This window comes from Vibrio iocasae (assembly GCF_042245395.1).
GTDB lineage: Bacteria > Pseudomonadota > Gammaproteobacteria > Enterobacterales > Vibrionaceae > Vibrio > Vibrio iocasae.
This window is the reverse complement of record NZ_CP145310.1, coordinates 1,575,547-1,595,478: the sequence shown is the minus strand read 5'-3', so window position 1 is coordinate 1,595,478 and position 19,932 is coordinate 1,575,547. Positions and strand designations below refer to the sequence as shown.

General features: G+C 42.9%; 19 protein-coding genes. 6 read left to right on the top strand and 13 right to left on the bottom strand.

Annotated elements, in window-relative coordinates; all coding sequences use genetic code 11:
- Positions 1-339 precede the first annotated feature (339 nt).
- The 5 genes from SNR28_RS07105 to SNR28_RS07085 all read right to left on the bottom strand — a co-directional run bounded on the left by SNR28_RS07105 (position 340) and on the right by SNR28_RS07085 (position 7,321).
- On the bottom strand, positions 340-3,468 hold the full coding sequence (locus tag SNR28_RS07105) for an efflux RND transporter permease subunit (protein WP_375748514.1): 3,129 nt from the start codon (positions 3,466-3,468) through the stop codon (positions 340-342).
- Positions 3,465-4,805 (bottom strand): efflux RND transporter periplasmic adaptor subunit, encoded by a 1,341-nt coding sequence (locus SNR28_RS07100; protein ID WP_375748513.1) that lies wholly within the window; start codon positions 4,803-4,805, stop codon positions 3,465-3,467. The genes SNR28_RS07105 and SNR28_RS07100 overlap by 4 nt, the downstream gene beginning before the upstream one ends.
- 113 nt (positions 4,806-4,918) lie before the next feature.
- Positions 4,919-5,263 (bottom strand): EF-hand domain-containing protein, encoded by a 345-nt coding sequence (locus SNR28_RS07095; RefSeq protein ID WP_375748512.1) that lies wholly within the window; start codon positions 5,261-5,263, stop codon positions 4,919-4,921.
- 150 nt (positions 5,264-5,413) lie between these two features.
- The gene (locus SNR28_RS07090; protein ID WP_375748511.1) at positions 5,414-6,730 is read right to left on the bottom strand and encodes a ferric reductase-like transmembrane domain-containing protein; all 1,317 of its coding nucleotides are present in this window, start codon (positions 6,728-6,730) and stop codon (positions 5,414-5,416) included.
- A gap of 162 nt (positions 6,731-6,892) precedes the next feature.
- Entirely contained in the window at positions 6,893-7,321 is a 429-nt protein-coding gene (locus tag SNR28_RS07085; protein WP_375748510.1) for a hypothetical protein, read from the bottom strand.
- Positions 7,322-7,655: 334 nt separating this feature from the next.
- On the opposite strand from SNR28_RS07085, the gene SNR28_RS07080 reads away from it, so the two are divergent.
- The gene (locus tag SNR28_RS07080) at positions 7,656-7,919 is read left to right on the top strand and encodes a hypothetical protein (RefSeq protein WP_375748509.1); all 264 of its coding nucleotides are present in this window, start codon (positions 7,656-7,658) and stop codon (positions 7,917-7,919) included.
- A gap of 23 nt (positions 7,920-7,942) precedes the next feature.
- Here SNR28_RS07080 and SNR28_RS07075 read toward each other — a convergent pair whose 3' ends face one another.
- On the bottom strand, positions 7,943-8,755 hold the full coding sequence (locus tag SNR28_RS07075; RefSeq protein WP_375748508.1) for a crotonase/enoyl-CoA hydratase family protein: 813 nt from the start codon (positions 8,753-8,755) through the stop codon (positions 7,943-7,945).
- 181 nt (positions 8,756-8,936) lie between these two features.
- Here SNR28_RS07075 and SNR28_RS07070 point away from each other — a divergent pair, with 181 nt between their 5' ends.
- Positions 8,937-9,638, top strand: a complete 702-nt coding sequence (locus tag SNR28_RS07070; RefSeq protein WP_375748507.1) for a UTRA domain-containing protein — start codon at positions 8,937-8,939, stop codon at positions 9,636-9,638.
- Positions 9,639-9,701: 63 nt separating this feature from the next.
- On the opposite strand, the gene SNR28_RS07065 is transcribed toward SNR28_RS07070, so the two are convergent.
- A complete protein-coding gene (locus tag SNR28_RS07065) occupies positions 9,702-9,962 on the bottom strand; it encodes a DUF333 domain-containing protein (protein ID WP_375748506.1) in 261 nt (86 codons plus the stop codon).
- Between the two features lie 192 nt (positions 9,963-10,154).
- On the opposite strand from SNR28_RS07065, the gene SNR28_RS07060 reads away from it, so the two are divergent.
- Both SNR28_RS07060 and SNR28_RS07055 read left to right on the top strand, forming a co-directional pair.
- Positions 10,155-10,673: an NUDIX hydrolase gene (locus SNR28_RS07060; protein WP_375748505.1), complete on the top strand. Its 519-nt coding sequence runs from the start codon at positions 10,155-10,157 to the stop codon at positions 10,671-10,673.
- Positions 10,674-10,730: 57 nt separating this feature from the next.
- Complete coding sequence (locus SNR28_RS07055) at positions 10,731-11,672, top strand: hypothetical protein (RefSeq protein ID WP_375748504.1); 942 nt, start codon at positions 10,731-10,733, stop codon at positions 11,670-11,672.
- 66 nt (positions 11,673-11,738) lie between these two features.
- On the opposite strand, the gene SNR28_RS07050 is transcribed toward SNR28_RS07055, so the two are convergent.
- The gene (locus SNR28_RS07050; RefSeq protein WP_375748503.1) at positions 11,739-12,713 is read right to left on the bottom strand and encodes a TAXI family TRAP transporter solute-binding subunit; all 975 of its coding nucleotides are present in this window, start codon (positions 12,711-12,713) and stop codon (positions 11,739-11,741) included.
- A 500-nt stretch (positions 12,714-13,213) separates the two neighbouring features.
- Here SNR28_RS07050 and SNR28_RS07045 point away from each other — a divergent pair, with 500 nt between their 5' ends.
- Positions 13,214-14,332 (top strand): GGDEF domain-containing protein, encoded by a 1,119-nt coding sequence (locus SNR28_RS07045; protein WP_375748502.1) that lies wholly within the window; start codon positions 13,214-13,216, stop codon positions 14,330-14,332.
- An 80-nt stretch (positions 14,333-14,412) separates the two neighbouring features.
- On the opposite strand, the gene SNR28_RS07040 is transcribed toward SNR28_RS07045, so the two are convergent.
- The 3 genes from SNR28_RS07040 to SNR28_RS07030 all read right to left on the bottom strand — a co-directional run bounded on the left by SNR28_RS07040 (position 14,413) and on the right by SNR28_RS07030 (position 17,402).
- On the bottom strand, positions 14,413-15,438 hold the full coding sequence (locus tag SNR28_RS07040) for an alcohol dehydrogenase family protein (protein ID WP_375749913.1): 1,026 nt from the start codon (positions 15,436-15,438) through the stop codon (positions 14,413-14,415).
- Positions 15,439-15,455: 17 nt separating this feature from the next.
- Positions 15,456-15,977, bottom strand: a complete 522-nt coding sequence (locus SNR28_RS07035) for a TetR/AcrR family transcriptional regulator (RefSeq protein ID WP_375748501.1) — start codon at positions 15,975-15,977, stop codon at positions 15,456-15,458.
- A 63-nt stretch (positions 15,978-16,040) separates the two neighbouring features.
- Positions 16,041-17,402 carry an MATE family efflux transporter gene (locus tag SNR28_RS07030; RefSeq protein WP_375748500.1) on the bottom strand — a complete coding sequence of 454 codons (1,362 nt, stop codon included), beginning with the start codon at positions 17,400-17,402 and terminating at the stop codon, positions 16,041-16,043.
- Between the two features lie 213 nt (positions 17,403-17,615).
- Between SNR28_RS07030 and SNR28_RS07025 the strand changes: the two genes are divergently transcribed.
- On the top strand, positions 17,616-18,527 hold the full coding sequence (locus SNR28_RS07025; RefSeq protein ID WP_375748499.1) for a LysR family transcriptional regulator: 912 nt from the start codon (positions 17,616-17,618) through the stop codon (positions 18,525-18,527).
- A gap of 44 nt (positions 18,528-18,571) precedes the next feature.
- On the opposite strand, the gene SNR28_RS07020 is transcribed toward SNR28_RS07025, so the two are convergent.
- Positions 18,572-18,814, bottom strand: coding sequence for a YdcH family protein (locus SNR28_RS07020; protein ID WP_375748498.1), 243 nt, complete (start codon positions 18,812-18,814; stop codon positions 18,572-18,574).
- A gap of 128 nt (positions 18,815-18,942) precedes the next feature.
- Positions 18,943-19,818, bottom strand: coding sequence for a radical SAM protein (locus tag SNR28_RS07015; RefSeq protein ID WP_375748497.1), 876 nt, complete (start codon positions 19,816-19,818; stop codon positions 18,943-18,945).
- Positions 19,819-19,932: the final 114 nt, after the last annotated feature.

The window sequence follows — 19,932 nt, the reverse complement described above, 5'->3', positions numbered from 1 at the left end:
ATGAAGGTGGATATGGAATATCTAAAATACCTACCAACTCATAAAGCTTACTATTTGTAAGGACTATACGGGAAATAAATTGGAATCGCTATCATTTGCGTTAATGATTTCATCGCAACATTTGTTCTAAATCAATGTTTCTCGTGTTTACAGTACACCCTTCGTATAGATTGGGTTCTACACTCTAATTGTACTGCGTAAGTAAGGGTTGGAGATAAAAATGAAAAAGTGGATCTTAATCATCATTGTTCTTTTTTTAGCAGGTTGTTGTAATGGATCAGGACCTGGTCCAAGAGCTCAAATTGAAGCCGAGCCGGTAAACCAGCTCGACTCTTAGGTTTACTCGGCAAGGGCCGTTAGCCCTGCTTGTTCGTGTATTACTTTTTGGGACAGATTGGTTAGTTTAAGATCGTCTAAGATAAGGAACACGCAAGGCACGACAATGGATGCCAGCAATGTCGCCGAAATCAATCCAAACGCGATACTGGCAATGAGTGGAACCAAGAACTGCGCTTGTGTACTGGTTTCTGTCAGTAACGGTAATAGCCCTGCGAATGTGGTCAGTGATGTAATAAAAATGGCGCGGAAGCGGTCATGTACTGCTTCTTTGCATGCATCCATTAAGCTGACACCTTTCGCAATATTCTCTTTTATGAAGTTAACTAGGAGGATGTTATCGTTCACGACAATACCCGCAAGAGTCGCGAAACCAACCAAGCTTGGGATAGTTAAATCTAAACCCATTCCCATATGTCCCCAAATAACACCAATCCAGCCCATCGGGATGGCCAGCAATACAGCTAACGGTTGAGTAAAGCTCTGGAACAGGAAAGTGAGAATCAAATAGATACCTACAACGCCTAGTGCAAAGAAAGTCAGTAGAGAGGAACCTGTGTCGGAACTCTCTTTGTCTTGTCCTTGGGATACAAATGAGACATTCGGAAATTTTCCCTGTATCTGAGGGACAAACTCTTTATGAAACTGTTGCATGATTTCACGAGCATTGGCTATACGAGTATTGATATTCCCTTGCACAGTAACCGTGTTTACCCCATTGATACGATTAATCCGTGAAAATGTTTGCTGCTCCTTAAAGTTTGCAATAGCAGAGAGCGGAACCAAAGTCCCGTTGGATGCGGTCACCATCAGATCTTTGAGCTCATATAAACTAGCCTGATGAGTAAACTCATCCAGTCGTACTGCAATATCGACCGTTTCACCGTCCTGAAAGATGGTTAAATCTGTACTGCCTTTGACCGCACTTCTTAGTGTGCGTGACAATTGAGTCGCATTAACACCCATAACACCCGCTTCATCTTTCAGAGAAACGTGAATCTCAGTTCGCCCATAACGTAGATCGGAAGAAAGGTTAAACACACCATCAAATCCCTTCAGCCATTTAATCAAAGAGCGACTGACTTTATTGAGTTCTGCCAGTGAGCTTCCCTGAATGCGTATATCGATACCATTTCCTGCAATTCCGCGCTCTTTATCGGTAAATTTAAGAGACACAACGTCTGCGGTAGGGCCCGTTTTTGCTTTCCAGCTCTGTACCAGTGATTTTATACTTTGCTGTCGAATCTGTGCCGGCAATAAATCCGCGCTTATCGTTGCCATATGAGGGCCAGATTCATTCGCATCGATATTAGTGTTGTACATGATGGTTTTGTTTTTGATGAGTGGGTCTGATTGAGGGTATTTTTCTGCATATTCGCGATTGATTTGATCTAGCGCATCAGAAACCTTCATGACTACTGTTTCAGTTTGTTCAAGCAAGCTTCCCTGAGGCAGAAGAATTCTGGCTTGCAGTACGTCACTTTCTAACGATGGCATCGCTTTAAACTTAAGCATACCTGCTGAAAAGGTTGCCGTTGAAAGCATCACAATCATCATCAGAAAACCAATGGTCAGGTAAGACGCTGCCATTGCTTTAGTCGTGAGTGGCACAAAAAAGCTATCTCTTATCTTTTCAAATGAGCCGATAAACTCATTTCTGACCGAGTTAGAACTGGATTCAGGGTGGCTATGCGCCAGGTGAGCCGGAAGAATCAAAAATGCTTCGATAAGGCTCACTAACAGAGTGATGAGCAGAACGATTGGAATATAACGTAGCACTTCGCCCATCTTCCCACTGAGGAACATGAGTGGTCCTATGACCATTAACGTAGTTGCAAATGAGGCTATCACTCCTGGAAACACTTGTTTTGTTCCGACGATAGCAGCTTGAATTGCAGGCATCCCTGCTTGTCGTTTGGCTGCGATGTTTTCAGCGATGATTAAAGAGTCATCCATCAAAAGGCCGATTGCAACGATCAGACCAACCATTGTCATCATGTTTAGGGTGTAACCCAGCAGGTGCATCGTAAACACTGCACCAAGGAAAGAGACTGGAAGTCCCATTGCAACCCAAAAACTAAAACGCAGATTAAAAAATGCCCAAAGCATCAGGAAAGCAAGAGCAAGACCTTGTACACCATTACTGGTGAGTATCCTCAACCTTTCTTTGATATTGGTGCTTGAGTCCTGAGTGATGGTTAACCTGACGCCTTCTGGCGCATTTGCTTGTTCCTTTTCGATAAGTCTGGCGACCGTATCTTTTACCTTTAATGTATCTTGAGAGTAAGTTTTAGAGATTTGTAACAGCGCGGCACGTTGGTTGTTGAACAAGATACGATCTTCTTCTGAAACGAACTGTTGTCTTACCTGCGCAATGTCTTCGAGGCGCAGTTGAGTACCTGTCGTATTTGATTTAACGATGATGTTTTCAAACTCAGCAACATTACTGCCTAACTGATCGAAGCGAACACTGATCTCTTCCAAATCATTGGCAAAAACGCCGGCAGGTGTGCTTATGCTCTGCTGCTGAACTAAATCAGAGAGGTCGGTAATACTTAACCCATACTGTTTTAATTTCCACTGAGAAACCTTTATTTCGATTTCCTGATCAGAGAACCCGCTAACCGTGACCTGCGCGATCATTGGGTTTGACTTTAAGCGTTGCTTAATTTGTTCAGCATATAGAAAGAGGTCTCTATCGGACATGTCACCCGTTATCGCAACGCTGGCAACACTGGCAACTCGGTCTAGTTTGGACACAGTGATTTGGTCGACTCTCTCTGGGAAATCGCTGATAGAGCTCACTTGCTGTTGGATATCTGTCGTCAGGATATCAATGTCTTCTCCGTTATTGATTTCTGCGGTTGCGATAGCACTATTTTCTCGGGCATCACAACTCAGCTCTTTTATCCCGGTTAGTTTGTCTAGCGCCTCTTCTAACGGATAGCAAACCTCTTCTACCACCTCTTTGGGTGTTGCTCCCGGATAGTTAATACGAACTTCTATGTCTTTTGTTGGAGTGATCGGAAAAGTATCTTTTTGTAATGCGGGCAGAGCGAACGCACCGAGTAATAGCACGGCTATCATCAGCACATTTGCACCCGTGGCATGTCGTGCGAAATAAGCGATCATGATTTGGCCTCGCTACTTTCTGGCTTTTGTTTGGTTCCCGGTTTACCAGCTTTAAACCCTGTTTCTTTGTCTAACCACTTATTAATTTTTTTATCCGGTTGTGGCTTTAAAGACATCCCTTCGACAGCTGGGGAAAGCTTGCTTAGTATGACGATGTCATCTTTCTCCAATCCTGATTTGATCACAGCAACCTGACCTTGCACAAAATCGATGCTAACCGGTCTTATATTCAGTTTTCCCTCACTTAAGACATAAGCTTTGCCATCATGAATAGCGGTCACAGGCACAAGGATCTGTTTCTTCATAACTGGTGCTTTGAGTGTGACTTTGACAAAAGTGTCACGGATTAATGGTGGTTTCTTGCCTGGAACGGCTTGTTTATATGGTTCTGGGATCTGAACAACGATACTTTGGCTTTGAGTTTGCGCATCAACCTGTCCACCGGAGCGACTCACAATCGCGTCCCATGCGATTATTCGATCACCTGCCTGAAGTTCTATTGTTGCACTAAGGTTCTCGTGAACCTTGTTATCCATGGTACTCAGGTTGGTCGCTCGTCTGAGTGGGCGCATCTTGCCTAGAGGAAACTGAGCGTTAATTTCTACTGCTTCGATTCCGTCAGCTTTAAACATCAACTCGCTCTTGTTTACATACTCCGCGAGGTCGATATATTTCTCTGTGATTCTTATCGGATAAGGCGCTACGATAACGGTCTGCTCAAGATCGCGCTTGGCCAGATCCAACTCTGTTTTTATTACTTGCTGTTGAGCTTTATTAATCGCGAGATTGTTTTTCTGAGTTTGCAGCTGCTGTTGGCTGCTAAGCAGTTCTCTTGTTGCCTTATCTTTTTCTGTCTGAGATATGTGACCAGTTTTGCTCAAACGGATTGAACGGTCATACTCTGCTTTTTGTACCTGATACTCTTTTTCAGCAATATTCAGAGAGGCCTGAATGGTTTGGCTGGTTAGCTGTGATACTTCCAATTCAGCTTCGAGTCGGGCTACCGTGAGTTGGTACGCTGAAGGATCCAGTTTTGCAATTTCGCTTCCAGCTTCAAGTAACGCGCCTGTTTGAAACTGTTCTGATACCCAGACTACAGATCCATCCAGTTCAGATTGGGCTTCCCACTCTTGTACGGGTTGAGTATGTCCATACCCTATAGCTGTTGGTTGTATTTTTCTTGGTGAAACTTTTAAAACACGGACGACCTTTTTCCCCGGTTTTTTTTCAACTTTTGGTGGTTCTGCTTTCATAGACGGAGCAAGTGCGAGGAGTAGGGCACCTACTAACACGGGAGGAATAAATAGAACCTTTTGTACCCAACTGAATCTGGCCATTGTTAGTCCCTTAACGGTTTAAATAGACAATGATTGGTATCGTTAATGAAATTATTTTTTTACTGTAATGAGTAAGACCTCAGGGTAGAGGTCTTACTAAGTTATTAGGCGTATTAGAATTTCCTTCCTTTACCGTTTCTGCCCAGGTTTCGCTTAGCGAGAAACTCTTCTTCACTAATAAATCCATCGCCATCTGTGTCTAGCTCATTAAACATCGATGTGCGGTTGGCATTCTTCATTCTCATCCCTTCAGCAGCTCTTGATTGCTGTCTGCTTTCCCGAAAGGCATCAAACTCTTCCTGAGAGATGGACATATCACCATCCAGATCGAACTGAGCAAAGGCTGGTGGCTGCATAGAATTATCACTACGACCTTGCCCTTTATTCATGTTCCCGGCAACTGCACCTGATGCGATAGCAATTGTGATTAACGCGATAAGTGTTTTATTTGCTTTCATGTCCTTGTCCCCATCCGACTTCTTTATTATTAGTATATTCTAATGTTTGTAAGTAAGTGTAAATGGGAGTAAAGCAATGTAAAGTTGTTTTTAGACATAAAAAAAGCGCCTCAAAGAGACGCTAAAGTGGGAGTAACAATTTGTTATTGGTTATCTCATTTTAAAGAGCTCACTGTGGAAACGGTGGTCTGCTATACCAGCCGCTGCTAATTCAGTTTTAAGCAACTTACCAAACGCTTCTGGACCGCAAAAACTTACGTCGAATTCTTTTCCATTCACTTTTTCCATTACCTGACTTCCGTCAAGCAACTGGCCTTTGTCGGCTTCAAGAAGATGTAGTTCAATAAAGTCGAGCTTTTGCAACAGGCTAACGATTTCATTGTGGAAAAATGCTTCTTTCGCTGAGTTTACACAATAGAACAGGTGTATTTTCTTAAATGGCAACTGCTGCTTTTCCGCTTGTTTTTTTAGCCAGTACAAGCGAGAGATAAACGGCACGATTCCAATGCCTGCACCAACCCACACTTGTTCGCTCAGCTCTGACATCTGGAAGCGTCCATAACCACCTTCTACCGTCACAGGTTGTCCCGCTTTGAGCGTATTCACCAGTTGTTTTGTGTAGTCACCCAGATCTTTTACACCAAATTCAACAGTACGCTTCTCAGAGTTGTAGTTCAGAATTGAGAATGGATGGGGTGCTTCACCATCATGGAAGTTTAGGTACGCAAACTGGCCTTCCTTGTAGTTAATTCCAGACTCTAGCTTAATTGAGAAACGAACGGCCATGTTGGTACCAGACTGAACAGTAAACGGTTTTACTGAACTTACTTCACCTTTTACCTTTTTCACTTTACCGATTTGCCCTGATAGTGATAACCATGAGCACCAGATACCCACAATTGAAATTGATGCAATGGCTAGGTTCATTGGAACGGTTCCGATATTCCAATCCAACAGGAATGCGGTGTGGAAAACACCGGCAAGCATCAGTACACCACCAAGCTTGTGGGTATATTTAAACTTTTTGTAACTGATTGCTTGTACAAGGCTAAAGATGGCGAAGATAAGAAATACCTTGAAGGAAATATCGCCTACCTGTTCGGCGATAGCATGCCAGTTTATTCCTTGAATTTCAGGGCGAGGGCCGCGGTTTGGCCTTGCTATCCATCCCCCTTCTACCAACCAGTGTCCGCTCTTAACGGTAAGCCAGTGGAAGAACAGAGCAACTGTCGCTCCGATTCCAACATTCTTGTGCAGTTTATAGCCCTTATCCAAGCCTTTTACTTTCTCTTCTACCCAACTAAAACGAGTTGCAAGTAAGACGGCAAGGCCCATATAACCCAAGCCAAGAAAGCCGGTGTACATGGTTAACTGATGACGCCAGCCGAAAAAGTTATCCAGGCTTTCCCAGCTCATTAGCAGGCTTGGTAACCAAAGAATGGTTAGTAGTACTGTAAATCGAAACATAAAATGTGCTCATAAAAGGTGGTTTGATGTATTTGCACTAATAATATGTATGAGCTGAAACAATGAAAGCGACTTTACATAGCTTTAAATTGCTTTACGTTTCTTTACGTATTTACACTTAAGAGATCTAATCAGATAGTTTCGGAAGGTGATTAGAAGGCCTCAATGGTAGTTGCTGATGGTTTTCTCTATCATCTGCATTTGCTCTCTTAGGTCGCGTAAGCATTTTTTACAAGGTGGGTACTCTTCAGCGAATTTCATAAGCGCTGGAAGTGTCAGGTTTATCGCGTGTATTGCAATAAGCTCGGACTCTTCATCCTTTTTATGTCTGGCCATGTAAAGCATAGAGTGGTGGGGAATAAGGTAACACTTTTGTGCCATCATATGTTCACCGCGCTCTTGATATATAGAAGCAAGATGGTGGTAATTTTCTATCCAGGATTTAATAGAATCAATGCACTTAGGGTTGGAGCTTAACTTCTTCTCTAAAGAGTATATTTCACCGCGATAGTAGCGTTCACTATCGATACTACTGTGAGTCATTATTTGGGAGTCTTGTCCTGCTTCCTTGATGCCATTTAACCTATTCATAAACACACCTCAATAAAGTAATGATAATCATTATTATTTACACTGGGTGGAAATGTAAATGGGATCTTCGGAATATTTAAAGTTAATTTACGATAGCCTAATCCAGATCAAATTCAGGCCGAAACATGTTCTCAGCTAACAGATTTGAAACGCTAACGAGAATACTTCTCGTTATATTGATCTAAAGCATAGTGCGTTGAATCGGATTACTGATATTTAGAAATAACAAAATAGAGCAAATTTAAAATGCGTCGGAGAGCTTCTTGAAGAAGCTGCATTTAACTATATAAAGCTCGAGAACATTACACTGATACTTATAATAAGTGAGGCACCAATGAGCGACTCAATGACGGCTATATCGCGTGAGGCTCTCTCTGCTGCTATTAGCAAAGTAGAGAAGATCCACAACTACAGATTAGATAGTATTTCTCAGTTTATTGATGAACATGAGAGTGATGTTCTCCTTGGCTTCACTTCGATGATGACAATGTCGTCAATTGATCAGAAGTTTATGAAAATAGAATCCATCTTTTCAGATCATCCTGATTTCGAAGAGCATTCCCCTTTCTTAGTGGAAGTTGCAGCGCTAGTAAGCTAAACAAAATAGATGTTTTGAATCGATTATCTGAACTGCCTAGGCATATATGGTCTCTTGTTTTCCGCTTCTTTCTCCCTGCGAGCAGCGATTACCCGATTCTTTCCTACAATGACTTTTATCTGGTACCAGGTTTCCAAGCACAGAGCCATTCCCGGGCTTGACCACCAGGTTTTATGGTAGAGTTTTTTGGTTGCAGCTAAAACATCGGGAGAGCGGTTTATCAACTCTAAGGCTAAATCATAAGCTCTGGCATAAGGATCATCGGCGATCTTAGTCACTAACCCGTACTCCTTCGCTTTTGATGCATCAATCTCTTTCGCGGACATCGCCATTTCTAAGGTATGGTCCTGACGCATCAGTTCACGAAAAGCCAGTGCTCCACCCATATCAGGAATGAGCCCCCATCTTGCTTCCATGATTGAGAATCGGGCATCTGGGTGAGCGATTCTAAAATCCCCACCACTAGCAAGTTGCAAGCCTCCTCCCCAGCAACGACCGTGAATAGCAAATATAACCGGACAGGGGATATCACGCCAGCCGACGGAAAATCTCTGTGCATCGTTGGGCAATGTGGGCCACCATTTAAACAGGAGCTTCATTGCACCCATGCGGTCATTGAGTAACGATTTGACATCCAGTCCAGAGCAAAAATCACTACCGTTGCCTTTTACGATAACAGCTTGGATCTCTTTGTTCTTTTTTAACTCTTTTATGGTTTTGTTCACCGCTTTAAACATCTCCATATCAATGGCATTGAGTTTATCCGATCGGTTTAAAGCGACAGTTGCGATGTTGTTCTCGTCTATTGAACAGGTAATTCGGGACGAAGTTGACATGATAAGCATCCTTGCAAATGGTCGTACCAGTTACAATATACAATTTTTTAACATTTTGAAAGTCAGACTTTTTGATTCTCATACTTTAAAGAAGGCCAACACATCTTTTTGAGTTATCGCCAATTGTTCCTATTGGGCTGACTTGGTATAGTCCATTCAGATCAAAGTTGGATAAGAATCAATGCAATACATCAAGATAAAAGATGCCATCATAGAGCAGATCGATTCAGGATTGCTGACTCCGCGGCAGAAGTTGCCGGCTGAACGAAAGTTGGCGGAAATGTTTGATACCACGAGAGTTACCTTGCGAGAAGCGCTATCCGTTCTTGAGGCTGAAGGAAGGATTTTCCGAGAGGACAGAAGAGGATGGTTTATCTCGCCAGCACCGTTTAAATACGATCTAACCAGTACATCAGATTTTCATGTAATGGCTTTGGATCAGGGACGTAAACCTGATACCGAAGTCGTTTTGGCAAAAAGCATGTTAGCGTCGAAAGAAGCGGCTACGTTACTCGATTTACCGCCTTTTAGCGACGTGTATTGTGTTGAACGTGTTCGACACCTAGAAGAGCGTCCGGTTGTTTATGTTCGCCACTTTATTAAACAGATTCCTTTCCCGGGTTTGTTAGAACACGACCTCGGCTTTTCGATGGCTGAGATATATGAAAAAAACTATGGCGTCGCCTGTCAAAAATCTCGCTATAAGATCCGAATGATATCTCTGATAGGAGAGATGGCCCAAGCACTTAATGCCACACCTGGTACACCTGCTCTGCTTGTTGAACGCTACAACTATAGTGCAGATGGTGCGCTAATCGAGTGCAGCTTAGAGTACTGGCGTCACGATGCTATGTGTATCGAGTCCATTTCAGAGCTATTGTAATAGAGTGGCTTTCAGGGTAGAAAAAGAAAAACGCTGCTTATTTCAGCAGCGTTTTATATGACGTTACTTCTTCTCGTGCTCGTGTCTCTGTTCGTAATACTCATGTATTTCTGTTTTATCTTCTTCCGAGAAAACACAATACTTCACACGTTTGTTGTCTTCAGTAAATGAAATAAGCTCTCCGCCTCGGTGAACGCAATAAACGGCTGCTTGATTTGAAATGGATTCGTAACTTTCAACATCATATTCATCAGGCTCAGTTGCTGCACATCCTGCTAAAACCGCCACTGCTCCTATACCAGCTAACATTATCTTTCTATTCATCTCTTTTCTCCTGAAGAAGGGATTCTTTGTTCTGACGAATCTAATCAAGTCTGAATTTTGCTCTAAGTGTAGAAGAAAATTTGGAGAAACGGTTTTGATAACGTCATGTTTTGTCGAATTTTTAGAAAAATTTATTCAGTTTGGAAGTAGCGTGTTACCATGCGCGCGATTAAATCCAAGAGCACTCCCGATATGAGACACCTGAAAACCACGATTCATCCAGACATAGATCACCTGGATGATAAAAGTATCATTAAAAGAAATGCAGCCCGAGCTATCGTTATTGATGGTGAGGAGATATTGCTCCTATACACAGAGCGCTATCACGATTATTCAATACCTGGTGGTGGCCTGGACGAAGGGGAAGATGTTATTGCTGGCATGGTCAGAGAGCTTGAAGAAGAGACCGGAGCTCAGAACATCCACAACATTAAGCCATATGGGATCTACGAGGAGTTTCGTCCATGGTACAAGGATGATGCCGATGTCATGCATATGCTCTCTTACTGCTACACCTGTAAGATTGATCGTGAACTCGGTGAGACGGCCTATGAAGATTATGAAGTAAAAAACGGCATGAAGCCGCTTTGGGTAAACATTCACGATGCCATTGCTCATAACGAAGAAACCATTGCCAAAAGTCCTAAAAAGGGAATGAGTATTGAGCGCGAAACGTTTCTACTTCATTTAGTCGCGAAAGAGATGTTATAGCAGCCTTTATGACTGCTTATTAAGCACTGAACAAATACAAATAGTGAGCGCAACAGAATGATGCCGCGTAGAGTAAAGTTTCCTCTCTATTTTATATGGTCGCTAGCTTTAATTGGCGGACTCTCTTCCTGTGTATTCAGGGAAGAACAAGCGTTGATGGAAGACAGATACTCCAAAGGCTATATCACTGACAAAAGGTTAAGAGAAACAAGTGGTATAGTCGTTTCGAAACTGAACGACGGCGTGATGTGGGTGCACAATGACAGCTTCTCGCTGCCCGAGCTCTATGCAATCAACAGTGAGGGGGCATATCTTGCTACGCTTCGTATAGAGGGTGTTGAAAACTTCGACTGGGAAGATCTCGCTGTCTTCAATGACAATGGTAAGGAGTACATTGTTATCGCAGATGTTGGGGATAATTATGCTGAACGAGAGAGCTACCAACTGCACATCATCGAAGAACCTGAGTTGCCGGAAAATGGTTCGATACTGTCAACAGCGCCTGTAAAAACGATTGATTTTCGCTATGAAGATGGTGCGAAAGATTGTGAGTCGGTCGCATTTGATCCAATCAGCCAGAATTTGTTGCTGCTGAGCAAGAGAGAGGATAGACCTCAACTCTACGGGTTATCACTCCATCACAAACAAGCAGACCTTGTAATAGCAGAGAAGCTGGGTGATATTTCACCATTTCCCGACAATAACCCGAACTACTTCAGCTTCTTAAGCCTGATAGGTTATGGCGCTATGCCAACGTCGATGGATATTTCACGAGATGGAGGCTCTTTGGCGGTTGTTACCTATACAGGCGCGTACTTGTTTTCGAAGAAGGGTGAAGAGAGTTGGATTGAAGCGATGTCTAATGATCCGCAGCGTTTAGATATACCCAAAATGAAACAAGCGGAGGCGGTAGGGTTTAGTCTGGATGGTGAGAGCATTTATGTTACATCAGAGAGAATACCTGCACCTTTGATCAGGCTTGAGTTAGACAACAAGTAATATGCATCAAACAAAAAACACCCGGCTTATTAGCCGGGTGTTTGTGCTTATATGTCAGCAAGTTAATTACTTGATGATACCAGCTTCTTTGTAGTACTTAAGTGCACCAGGGTGTAGAGGAGCTGAAAGTCCGTCCATCGCCATTTCTTCTTTCTTCAGGTTAGCGAATGCTGGGTGCAGCTTCTTGAATGTATCGAAGTTTTCGAATACTGCTTTAACGATGTTGTAAACAACTTCATCAGGCACCTGAGTTGAAGATACAAATGTTGCACCTACACCAAATGTAGAAGTATCGTCTGCGTTACCAGAGTACATGCCGCCAGGAACAGTTGCAGTACGGTAGTAGCTGTTGTCAGCAATCAGGCTATCAACCTTCTCACCAGCTACTGTCACAATTACGCTGTCACAAGAAGTTGTTGCTTCTTTGATTGCACCACTTGGGTGACCAACAACGTATACCATTGCGTCGATTTTGTTGTCACAAAGCGCTTTAGACTGTTCTGATGCTTTAAGCTCAGAAACAAGCTTGAAGTCATCCTTAGTCCAACCGTAACGCTCCATTAGTACTTCCATAGTACCGCGCTGACCAGAACCTGGGTTACCGATGTTTACACGTTTACCTTTTAGGTCTTCAAATGATTTGATACCTGCGTCTTTACGTGCAACAACTGTGAATGGTTCTGGGTGAACAGAGAATACCGCGCGAAGATCTTTATATGCGCCAGCATCTGCGAACTTGCTTGTTCCGTTGTATGCATGGTACTGCCAGTCAGACTGAGCGATACCAAGATCCAGTTCACCAGCTCGGATTGTGTTGATATTGTAGATAGAGCCACCAGTACTCTCTACTGAACAACGAATACCGTGTTCTTTTTTCGATTTGTTTACTAAACGACAGATAGCACCACCTGTTGGGTAGTAAACACCTGTTACACCACCAGTACCAATTGTTACGAAAGTGTCTGCTGCGCTAGCAGAGAATGAAGCGCCTAGTAGCAGAGAGGATGCTGTTGCAGTGATCAGGGACTTTAATCGAGTCATATCAATTCCTTTTCTCGTTTGTTTTTTTGCTCATCCGTTACGAGCAGAAATGAAACTAAAAAAACTTATTGTTTTGAAAGCGCAGAGTTTTCATAAGTCCGTTGAATGAAAACTCTGCGCTCTCTAATAAGTTCTTTATTAAAAAATACGCATCATACCCGTGAAAATCAAATTATTCTGTTAACTCCTTTATATTTCAGAATATTATGTTTAATTTTGTGAAGTAATGTTTGTTTGGTGAAAAATCTATGTTTAATAGATGTTGTTTGGTGGTGGTTATTTGACCAATTGTCGGCTTGGTCGATATTGCTTATTGATTGTTCTGTTTTTATATATCACTAACTTTTATCCAATTAATCAAACTATAAGAAATGTGTGTCGAGTGATATTGGTTTTTCATCAAAGCAGTTAATGAACGTACTATGTACTGCGGGGTTATGTTTCGTATATAGTTGCATAAAGAATTAAGATAATAGTGGTTGGTTAGATTGATAGATCAGATGGATGAAATCATAGTATTTCCGTGGAATACAAATTTTGAAACGGGTATAGAGGAGATTGATGATCAGCATAAAACGCTGGTCGCGTTGCTCAATAAACTCGCGAATACGCTGGTCCATGATGATCCGGTTGAAGTAAATCAAGTTTTTAAAGAACTCGCTGATTATGCGAGCTATCACTTTGATGCTGAAGAAAAAATTTGGGACGAGTACTTTAATTTCGAAGACACCTGGTTTGTGACGCACACATTAAGCCATGCTTCTTTTTTACCTAATGTTCTGGAAATGAAGGAGATGAGTTCGGGCAAAGCCTGGCAGGAATCTACCGAAGGAATACTGCGTTTTCTTATTCGATGGCTGGCGTTTCATATTTTGGATGAAGACAAAAAAATGAGCTTTGTCATACATGGTATTAAAGATGGTCTTAGCCCTGATGAAGCCAGAGTGAAAGCAGATAGACAGATGAGCGGATCTGTCAGAGTGCTGATCGATACTGTTCTGAAAATGTATGAAAACCTCTCTTCACACGCGTTAGAGTTAATCAGAGAAAGGCATAGAAGAGTTAAGGTTGAAAAAGAGCTCAGAGAGGCAAATGCAAAACTTGAGAAGCTTTCTATCACCGATGATTTGACCGGGTTGTTTAATCGACGTTATTTCCATGAACTGGCTCCAATCGAGTTTAGAAGAGCCGTTAGGGAAAAGCTGAAGATCAGCTTTATTTCTCTAGATTTGGACTACTTTAAAAAGCTGAATGATCAGTTAGGTCATCTGAAAGGTGATGAAGCTCTGGTCATGGTGGGTAATGCTGTCGCCGAGCAGTGCAAACGTTCTGGTGACTTTGCTTTTCGTATGGGTGGTGAAGAATTACTTATTATGATTTCAGGCTCTTCATCGGATGCGGAGATAGAATCTTTTGCGGAAGCGATTCGTGAAAAAGTCTCTAAGATAGTGGTAAAAAATGAAGACAATGGCATTTCATGCGAGCTATCTGCATCCATCGGACTGTTCTCTAAAGTTCCTGACAGCGAGGATGACTACATTCAGTGGTTGGAACATGCGGATCGCGCACTCTATCAAGCCAAACAAAAGGGTAGAAACCGGGTTGTTGTTTATCAATGACCCAATAAACTCTACCCGGAAGCTTCTAGGCTAGTCGTCTTTTCTATAAGGGCGTCAGGTTCAACCCGACGCCCTTTTCGTTAGCTAACTTTCAATACAATTTTGCCAATGTGCTTTTTCTTTTCAAACTCTTCCTGAGCCTGGACGATGTTTTCCAATGAAAAGGTTTGGGCAACAAGCGGTGAAATTCGGCCTTGCTCGATATGGTTGACCAGGTTTGGAAACACTTCTGGTTCTATAAATGTACAGCCAAAGAAACTAAGATCTTTTAGATAAAGCGTTCTTACGTCAAGTTCGACCATTGCTCCGCCTATCGCACCGGACACCGCATATCTGCCTTTAGGGCGTAACACTTCTAAGAACTGTGGCCACTGGTTTCCGGCCACCAGATCCACCACCACATCAACGCTGTTAGTGCCCAGTTCATCAATTAGATTCTGGTTTCTATCTATGGTTTCGTCCGCACCGATATCCAATAAGCTTTGGCTTTTGCTCTGCGTTGTAATTGCGATAGTGTACGCGCCCCTCGCTTTTGCCAGTTGAATAGCTGCGGAGCCAACACCACCTGAAGCACCAGAGATAAGGACTCTGTCCCCCTGCTTAACGTTGGCTCTTGTCAGCAAGTTTTCTGCCGTAGAGTAAGAGCATGGGAAAGAGGCCAGTTCTACATCCGAAAGGTCGCAATCAACTTTGAATGCGTGCCGCGATGCTACTTTGGTGTATTCAGAAAACCCGCCGTTACACTCAGACCCGAAATACCATGATGTATCGAGAACTTTACCATCTGCTTCGATAATGCAGGGTTCGATTATTACGCGTTCACCAATACGGTCTTGAGAAACCTCGCTGCCAACCGCGACAATGACACCACAAACATCAGCGCCCTGAATCAGTGGAAGAGGGAGAGGTTTACCCGCCCAACTTGCATCGTCGCTGTCATTACTTTTGGAATACCAGCCTATGCGTGTATTTATATCGGTGTTATTGACTCCGGCAGCTGCAACTTTGATTAGCACATCTGTATTGCAAAGTTCGGGGACAGAAACAGCCTCATTAAGGAACAGCTTTTCAGGTCCACCGTGTCCGGTAAGTTGTACTGCCTTCATTGTTTTTACGTGGTATGTCACGACTGAACTCCATTAAGTAATTTGATCAGTGAAGCTTTCGCTGCATAAATGGCTTCTTTTTGTAAAACAGGCCATGCTGCGGATACACCTTCGTGGATGAGAAAAATCTCAGTGGCAAGCTCTTCCTGGCCGCATAGTTTTCCAAGCAGTGCTTTCACTTCTAGCTTATGTTCTTTCACAGCTTGTTTAATTTGGTGGTTATCGGGGTAAGCGGATACGGCCTGAGTGGACATGCAACCGTTGGGAGCGGAGCTTTCCATCCATTCTTCTAACAGGTTGAGTACATGCAATATCGATTCTTCACCGACTGGAAAGGTGTTGTCGGTGAGTAACTGGATATATCTCCGGTGGCGGTATTCTAGCGCTCCGACAATCATGTCTTCTTTTGAGGGGTAATGCCGGTAGAGAGTTCTGAGACTTACACCGGACGCTTCTTTGAGCATAGCGACACTGGATTCAGCAAAGCCGTGTTCGCTGAAAGCCTTCTCCAGATTTGCTGAAATCTTTTCTTTTAACATAATAACCTTAGAGGGTAGAGCGTTCGTTCTACCCTCTAAGGTAAAGCATTCGTTCTACCTGTGTCAATCAGAAACTGAATGTAAGGCAGGAGAGCGATGTGTGGACGAGAATACAGGATGCCTCTTCAACAGCTTCCAGGCTGTTATGCCGGCAAATAAGTTGGCGACAGCCGCAGCGGTTACTGTAGTAGGCACATCATTGGTGTGAGTACCGATCCAGATGGCGGGCAGGTAGAAAACAAAGAGTCGGGCAAAAGAGAGTAACAATGCTCTTTTTGGGACACCCAGCGCATTAAACGATGAGACAACAACCATACATAGCCCAAGAGGTCCGTAGCTAAACGGTATTATCCAGAGAGAAAATGACATCCACTCTCTTAACTGAGGTTCGTTGCTCATAATGGGTACGAGCAAACTGGAGCTCAATGCGATGACTATTGCTACGCTGGTATGGAAAAACAAGACAAACTTTGCTGTTGTGTTGAGCAAGTCAGCAATGTGCTCAGAGTTTCCTTCCCCAAGATATTTGCCGATAAGGGGTGGGACAGACATGGTAAGAGAAAGCGTAAATACAAGCAGGAAAGTTTCAGAGCGAGTGAGCAAACTCCAGAATGCAATGGCGTCAACGCCTAAAGAGGAAATAAGCAACATGCCAAAAAACGCACTTATTGAAGGCAGGATCTGATTCATCGTTGTAGGGACAACCATCTTGATCAAATCCACAAAGTAATTGATGGTTTTTTCGTTTAGTTTGACCGGACCAAACCAGGCTTTGTCACTTGCTTTGAACCACATATAGATCGCGCATGATGAAAATGCGATAGCGGAAGCAACGGCCGCTCCAACAATTCCCATGTCGAGTACGAAAATAAGAATTGGATCGAGCACCAGGTTGATAGCACTAGCAGCAACGAGAATCATCCCTGGAGTTTTAGTGTCCTGGTTAGCTCTATAGACAGCAGATATCAGATACAATGCCGCGCTAGGAATAATACTTAGTAGCCACATTGGCCAGTATCGCAAGAAAATCTGCATTAACACTTCGGACTTATCCGCAATTTCATCTTCAGAAATGAATATTGAGAAAACTTGCTCTTTAAACAACCAGAACACCAAAGCAATCAGTGTAATGAATAGCGTACCGAAAAGCACAGTAATGCTGGCTGTGGTGGTCGCTTTCTCTACCTGTTTTGCACCTGCCGCCTGGGAAATAATACAGGTTGCCGCTACACCGATACCAACCTGAAAACCGATGACAATAGTGTAAAAGGGCAGAGTAATCCCCTGAACAGTAAGTTGATTGATACCAAGTTGACCAATAAAAATCGTATCTACCAACTGCACCAGCATAATAGAAAATACGCCTAACGTGAGTGGAACAGTACGCTCAATGATCATTTTCAGTGTTGGGGAAATGGTTATCATAATGGTTCTTTGGCTAATGTGGAGGTGGATAATAATCTAAATTTGATGGTGAAGTAACGTTTCAATTTACAATTCACCTTTGCCAGTTTTGCAACAATCCTATTCCAGTTAAAACTCCGAGTTTGAATCTAGCAGTTATCAATATATTAGATAGCCATTACTAAAGAAATAGCCTATATTGAGAATCACTTTCTACTTTTTGTTGATAATGAAATGAACATTGAACACCTGAAATTATTTGTAAGACTCGCTGCGACTCACAACATTAGTCAGGCCGGCCAGGAGTTGGGTTTATCACCTGCTGTATCCAGTTCGCATATCAACAAACTTGAAGAAGGTTTAGGTGTCAGATTAGTGCATCGGACGACAAGGAAAGTGTCGTTAACAGAAGAAGGAATGGCGTTTTTGCCGCACGCTGAAGAGGTGCTCGCCAGTGTTGAAGCGGCAAGGGCCGCTGTCGGAGCTGGAAGTTCCTTACCAAAAGGAACATTAAGAATTACAGCCCCAGCTTCTTTTGGCCGAATGCATTTGATGCCGGTACTTAAGTCGTTTCAGGAGAAATACCCTGAACTGATGATTGATTTACGCCTGACAGACTCTATTGTTGACCTCGTCGAAGGTGGTTTTGATGTGGCCATTCGAAGTGCTGACCTGAAAGATTCCAGTTTAATAGCGAGAAAATTAGCCGTTGATAAACGCATTATCTGCGCTTCTCCTGAATACCTGAAGAAACATGGTACGCCAACAACCCCACATGAGCTTAAAGAGCATGCTTTCCTTAGCCTATCTGGTTTTGAAAGTATTTTGTTTAATACTCCTGATGGACAGGTAAACATCAAACCAAAAGGGGTGTTTAAGACCGACCATGGTGAAGCAATGCGAGATGCCTGTGTCAACGGTATGGGAGTTGCGTTATGTGCCACCTGGATCGCGTATGAACATATGAAGAGGGGAGAGCTGGTAGAAATCCTTTCAGATTATCCTCTTGTTGCAGATGCTGCTGTCTGGGCGGTATATCCAAGCTCCAGATTGCTTGCACCTAAGGTGAGGGTGTTTATTGATCATTTGGCTGATTCTTACGGTAACCCGCCATTTTGGGACAGAGAGCTGGAAGAGGTTAAATAAATCAGGGCTGCATATGCAGCCCTGATTGTTTTGTACTTTATTTCTTATTTTGCTTTCAAAAGGCGCTGGTAGAGCGAGTCTTTAAGCTCCGCGCGATCATGTTTCATTTTGTGCATTGTTTCATCGTCAACGGGGGCACCGTTGAGTTCCAGTTCGCGGATTTCAGCGTCCAGACCGTCGTAAGTTTTTGTATCTTTCGCGAAGTTTTCGTCACCAGAAATGAGTTGAGCAATTAGATCTTTGTGTTCAGGAAATTCGTTTAGTAGAGAATGGTTTTCACCTAGCATAATGACCCCTTAGTATAAAAGATAAGCACGTCCTAAATATCATAGTCCCAGATGTGCTACAAAAATGTGATAGCAGACCTACAAAAGAAAAGTGTTTGTAAAAAATCTGTTGTAGGTCACGGCTTTAACTACCAGGCAAATGTCTGAATGACATTTTGTTTTGTAACCGGGTTAACCGCTATCTCCCGGTTAATCCTATCCAGAAATGGCTTGCGTGCTGCAGGCAGCATGCCTTTCATTGGCGAAATATTGTTGCCATGATCTCCCCAATAGAAGCAATCGAACTCTTTCATGTTTTCAAGTAAGTACTTCTCTTCTTCCAGAATCTGCAACGGTGATGGTAAAACAAACTCGCCTCGTTGCACTTCTTTTTCAAGCTCTGTTCCTGGCTGAATCGCTAAAGCCATAGGAGCAATTTCATGAGGCTGAATAATGTTCAGTAAGCTTGTTGTCCCTTCAATGTGTTCTTTGGAGCGTTCTTTGCCACCCAACCCAAAGATAAAGGAAGCGAGCACCTTTATTCCTGCTTCTTTCGCTAGCGCCATTCCTTCAATTGCATGCTCCCGAGTCATACCTTTTTTAATTCTTTCGAGTACGACAGGGTCACCAGACTCCAACCCGGTATAGGCCATTGTCAGGCCAGCATCAACCATCTCTTTAAGTTCAGGTACTGACTTACGTCTGAAATCATTGAAGCCAGAATAAAGGGCGATGTTTTTGATTTCAGGAAAAGTAGCCGAGATCTTATCCAGTATTTTTATTAACTTCTCTGAACGCATGGCCATGACATTGCCATCAATCAGAAAAATGGACTCAACAAATGGGTAGATTCTTCTCGCTTCTTCAATGTCGAGGAAAATGTCTTCCAAATCTCTTACTTTAAAGCGCTTATCATCGAACATACTGCAAAAAGTGCACTGGTTATTACTACACCCCAGAGTTGTCTGAATAAGCACGCTTTGTGCTTCGGGCCATGGACGATAAATTTTACCTTCGTAATGCATAAGTTCTTCTCCAAAATTTATGAGAGAAGGTTAGCATTGTTATATATTGTTGATAATGGGGTTGAATGGATAATTACTTTATACATTATGTATAAAATTGCGAGTCTAAGTTTA

Excerpts from the sequence above, each read along its gene's own strand:
- SNR28_RS07105 (WP_375748514.1), bottom strand. The coding sequence starts at position 3,468 with ATGATCGCTTATTTCGCACGACATGCCACGGGTGCAAATGTGCTGATG.
- SNR28_RS07100 (WP_375748513.1), bottom strand. The coding sequence starts at position 4,805 with ATGGCCAGATTCAGTTGGGTACAAAAGGTTCTATTTATTCCTCCCGTG.
- SNR28_RS07095 (WP_375748512.1), bottom strand. The coding sequence starts at position 5,263 with ATGAAAGCAAATAAAACACTTATCGCGTTAATCACAATTGCTATCGCA.
- SNR28_RS07090 (WP_375748511.1), bottom strand. The coding sequence starts at position 6,730 with ATGTTTCGATTTACAGTACTACTAACCATTCTTTGGTTACCAAGCCTG.
- SNR28_RS07085 (WP_375748510.1), bottom strand. The coding sequence starts at position 7,321 with ATGAATAGGTTAAATGGCATCAAGGAAGCAGGACAAGACTCCCAAATA.
- SNR28_RS07080 (WP_375748509.1), top strand. The coding sequence starts at position 7,656 with ATGAGCGACTCAATGACGGCTATATCGCGTGAGGCTCTCTCTGCTGCT.
- SNR28_RS07075 (WP_375748508.1), bottom strand. The coding sequence starts at position 8,755 with ATGTCAACTTCGTCCCGAATTACCTGTTCAATAGACGAGAACAACATC.
- SNR28_RS07070 (WP_375748507.1), top strand. The coding sequence starts at position 8,937 with ATGCAATACATCAAGATAAAAGATGCCATCATAGAGCAGATCGATTCA.
- SNR28_RS07065 (WP_375748506.1), bottom strand. The coding sequence starts at position 9,962 with ATGAATAGAAAGATAATGTTAGCTGGTATAGGAGCAGTGGCGGTTTTA.
- SNR28_RS07060 (WP_375748505.1), top strand. The coding sequence starts at position 10,155 with ATGAGACACCTGAAAACCACGATTCATCCAGACATAGATCACCTGGAT.
- SNR28_RS07055 (WP_375748504.1), top strand. The coding sequence starts at position 10,731 with ATGATGCCGCGTAGAGTAAAGTTTCCTCTCTATTTTATATGGTCGCTA.
- SNR28_RS07050 (WP_375748503.1), bottom strand. The coding sequence starts at position 12,713 with ATGACTCGATTAAAGTCCCTGATCACTGCAACAGCATCCTCTCTGCTA.
- SNR28_RS07045 (WP_375748502.1), top strand. The coding sequence starts at position 13,214 with ATGGATGAAATCATAGTATTTCCGTGGAATACAAATTTTGAAACGGGT.
- SNR28_RS07040 (WP_375749913.1), bottom strand. The coding sequence starts at position 15,438 with ATGAAGGCAGTACAACTTACCGGACACGGTGGACCTGAAAAGCTGTTC.
- SNR28_RS07035 (WP_375748501.1), bottom strand. The coding sequence starts at position 15,977 with ATGTTAAAAGAAAAGATTTCAGCAAATCTGGAGAAGGCTTTCAGCGAA.
- SNR28_RS07030 (WP_375748500.1), bottom strand. The coding sequence starts at position 17,402 with ATGATAACCATTTCCCCAACACTGAAAATGATCATTGAGCGTACTGTT.
- SNR28_RS07025 (WP_375748499.1), top strand. The coding sequence starts at position 17,616 with ATGAACATTGAACACCTGAAATTATTTGTAAGACTCGCTGCGACTCAC.
- SNR28_RS07020 (WP_375748498.1), bottom strand. The coding sequence starts at position 18,814 with ATGCTAGGTGAAAACCATTCTCTACTAAACGAATTTCCTGAACACAAA.
- SNR28_RS07015 (WP_375748497.1), bottom strand. The coding sequence starts at position 19,818 with ATGCATTACGAAGGTAAAATTTATCGTCCATGGCCCGAAGCACAAAGC.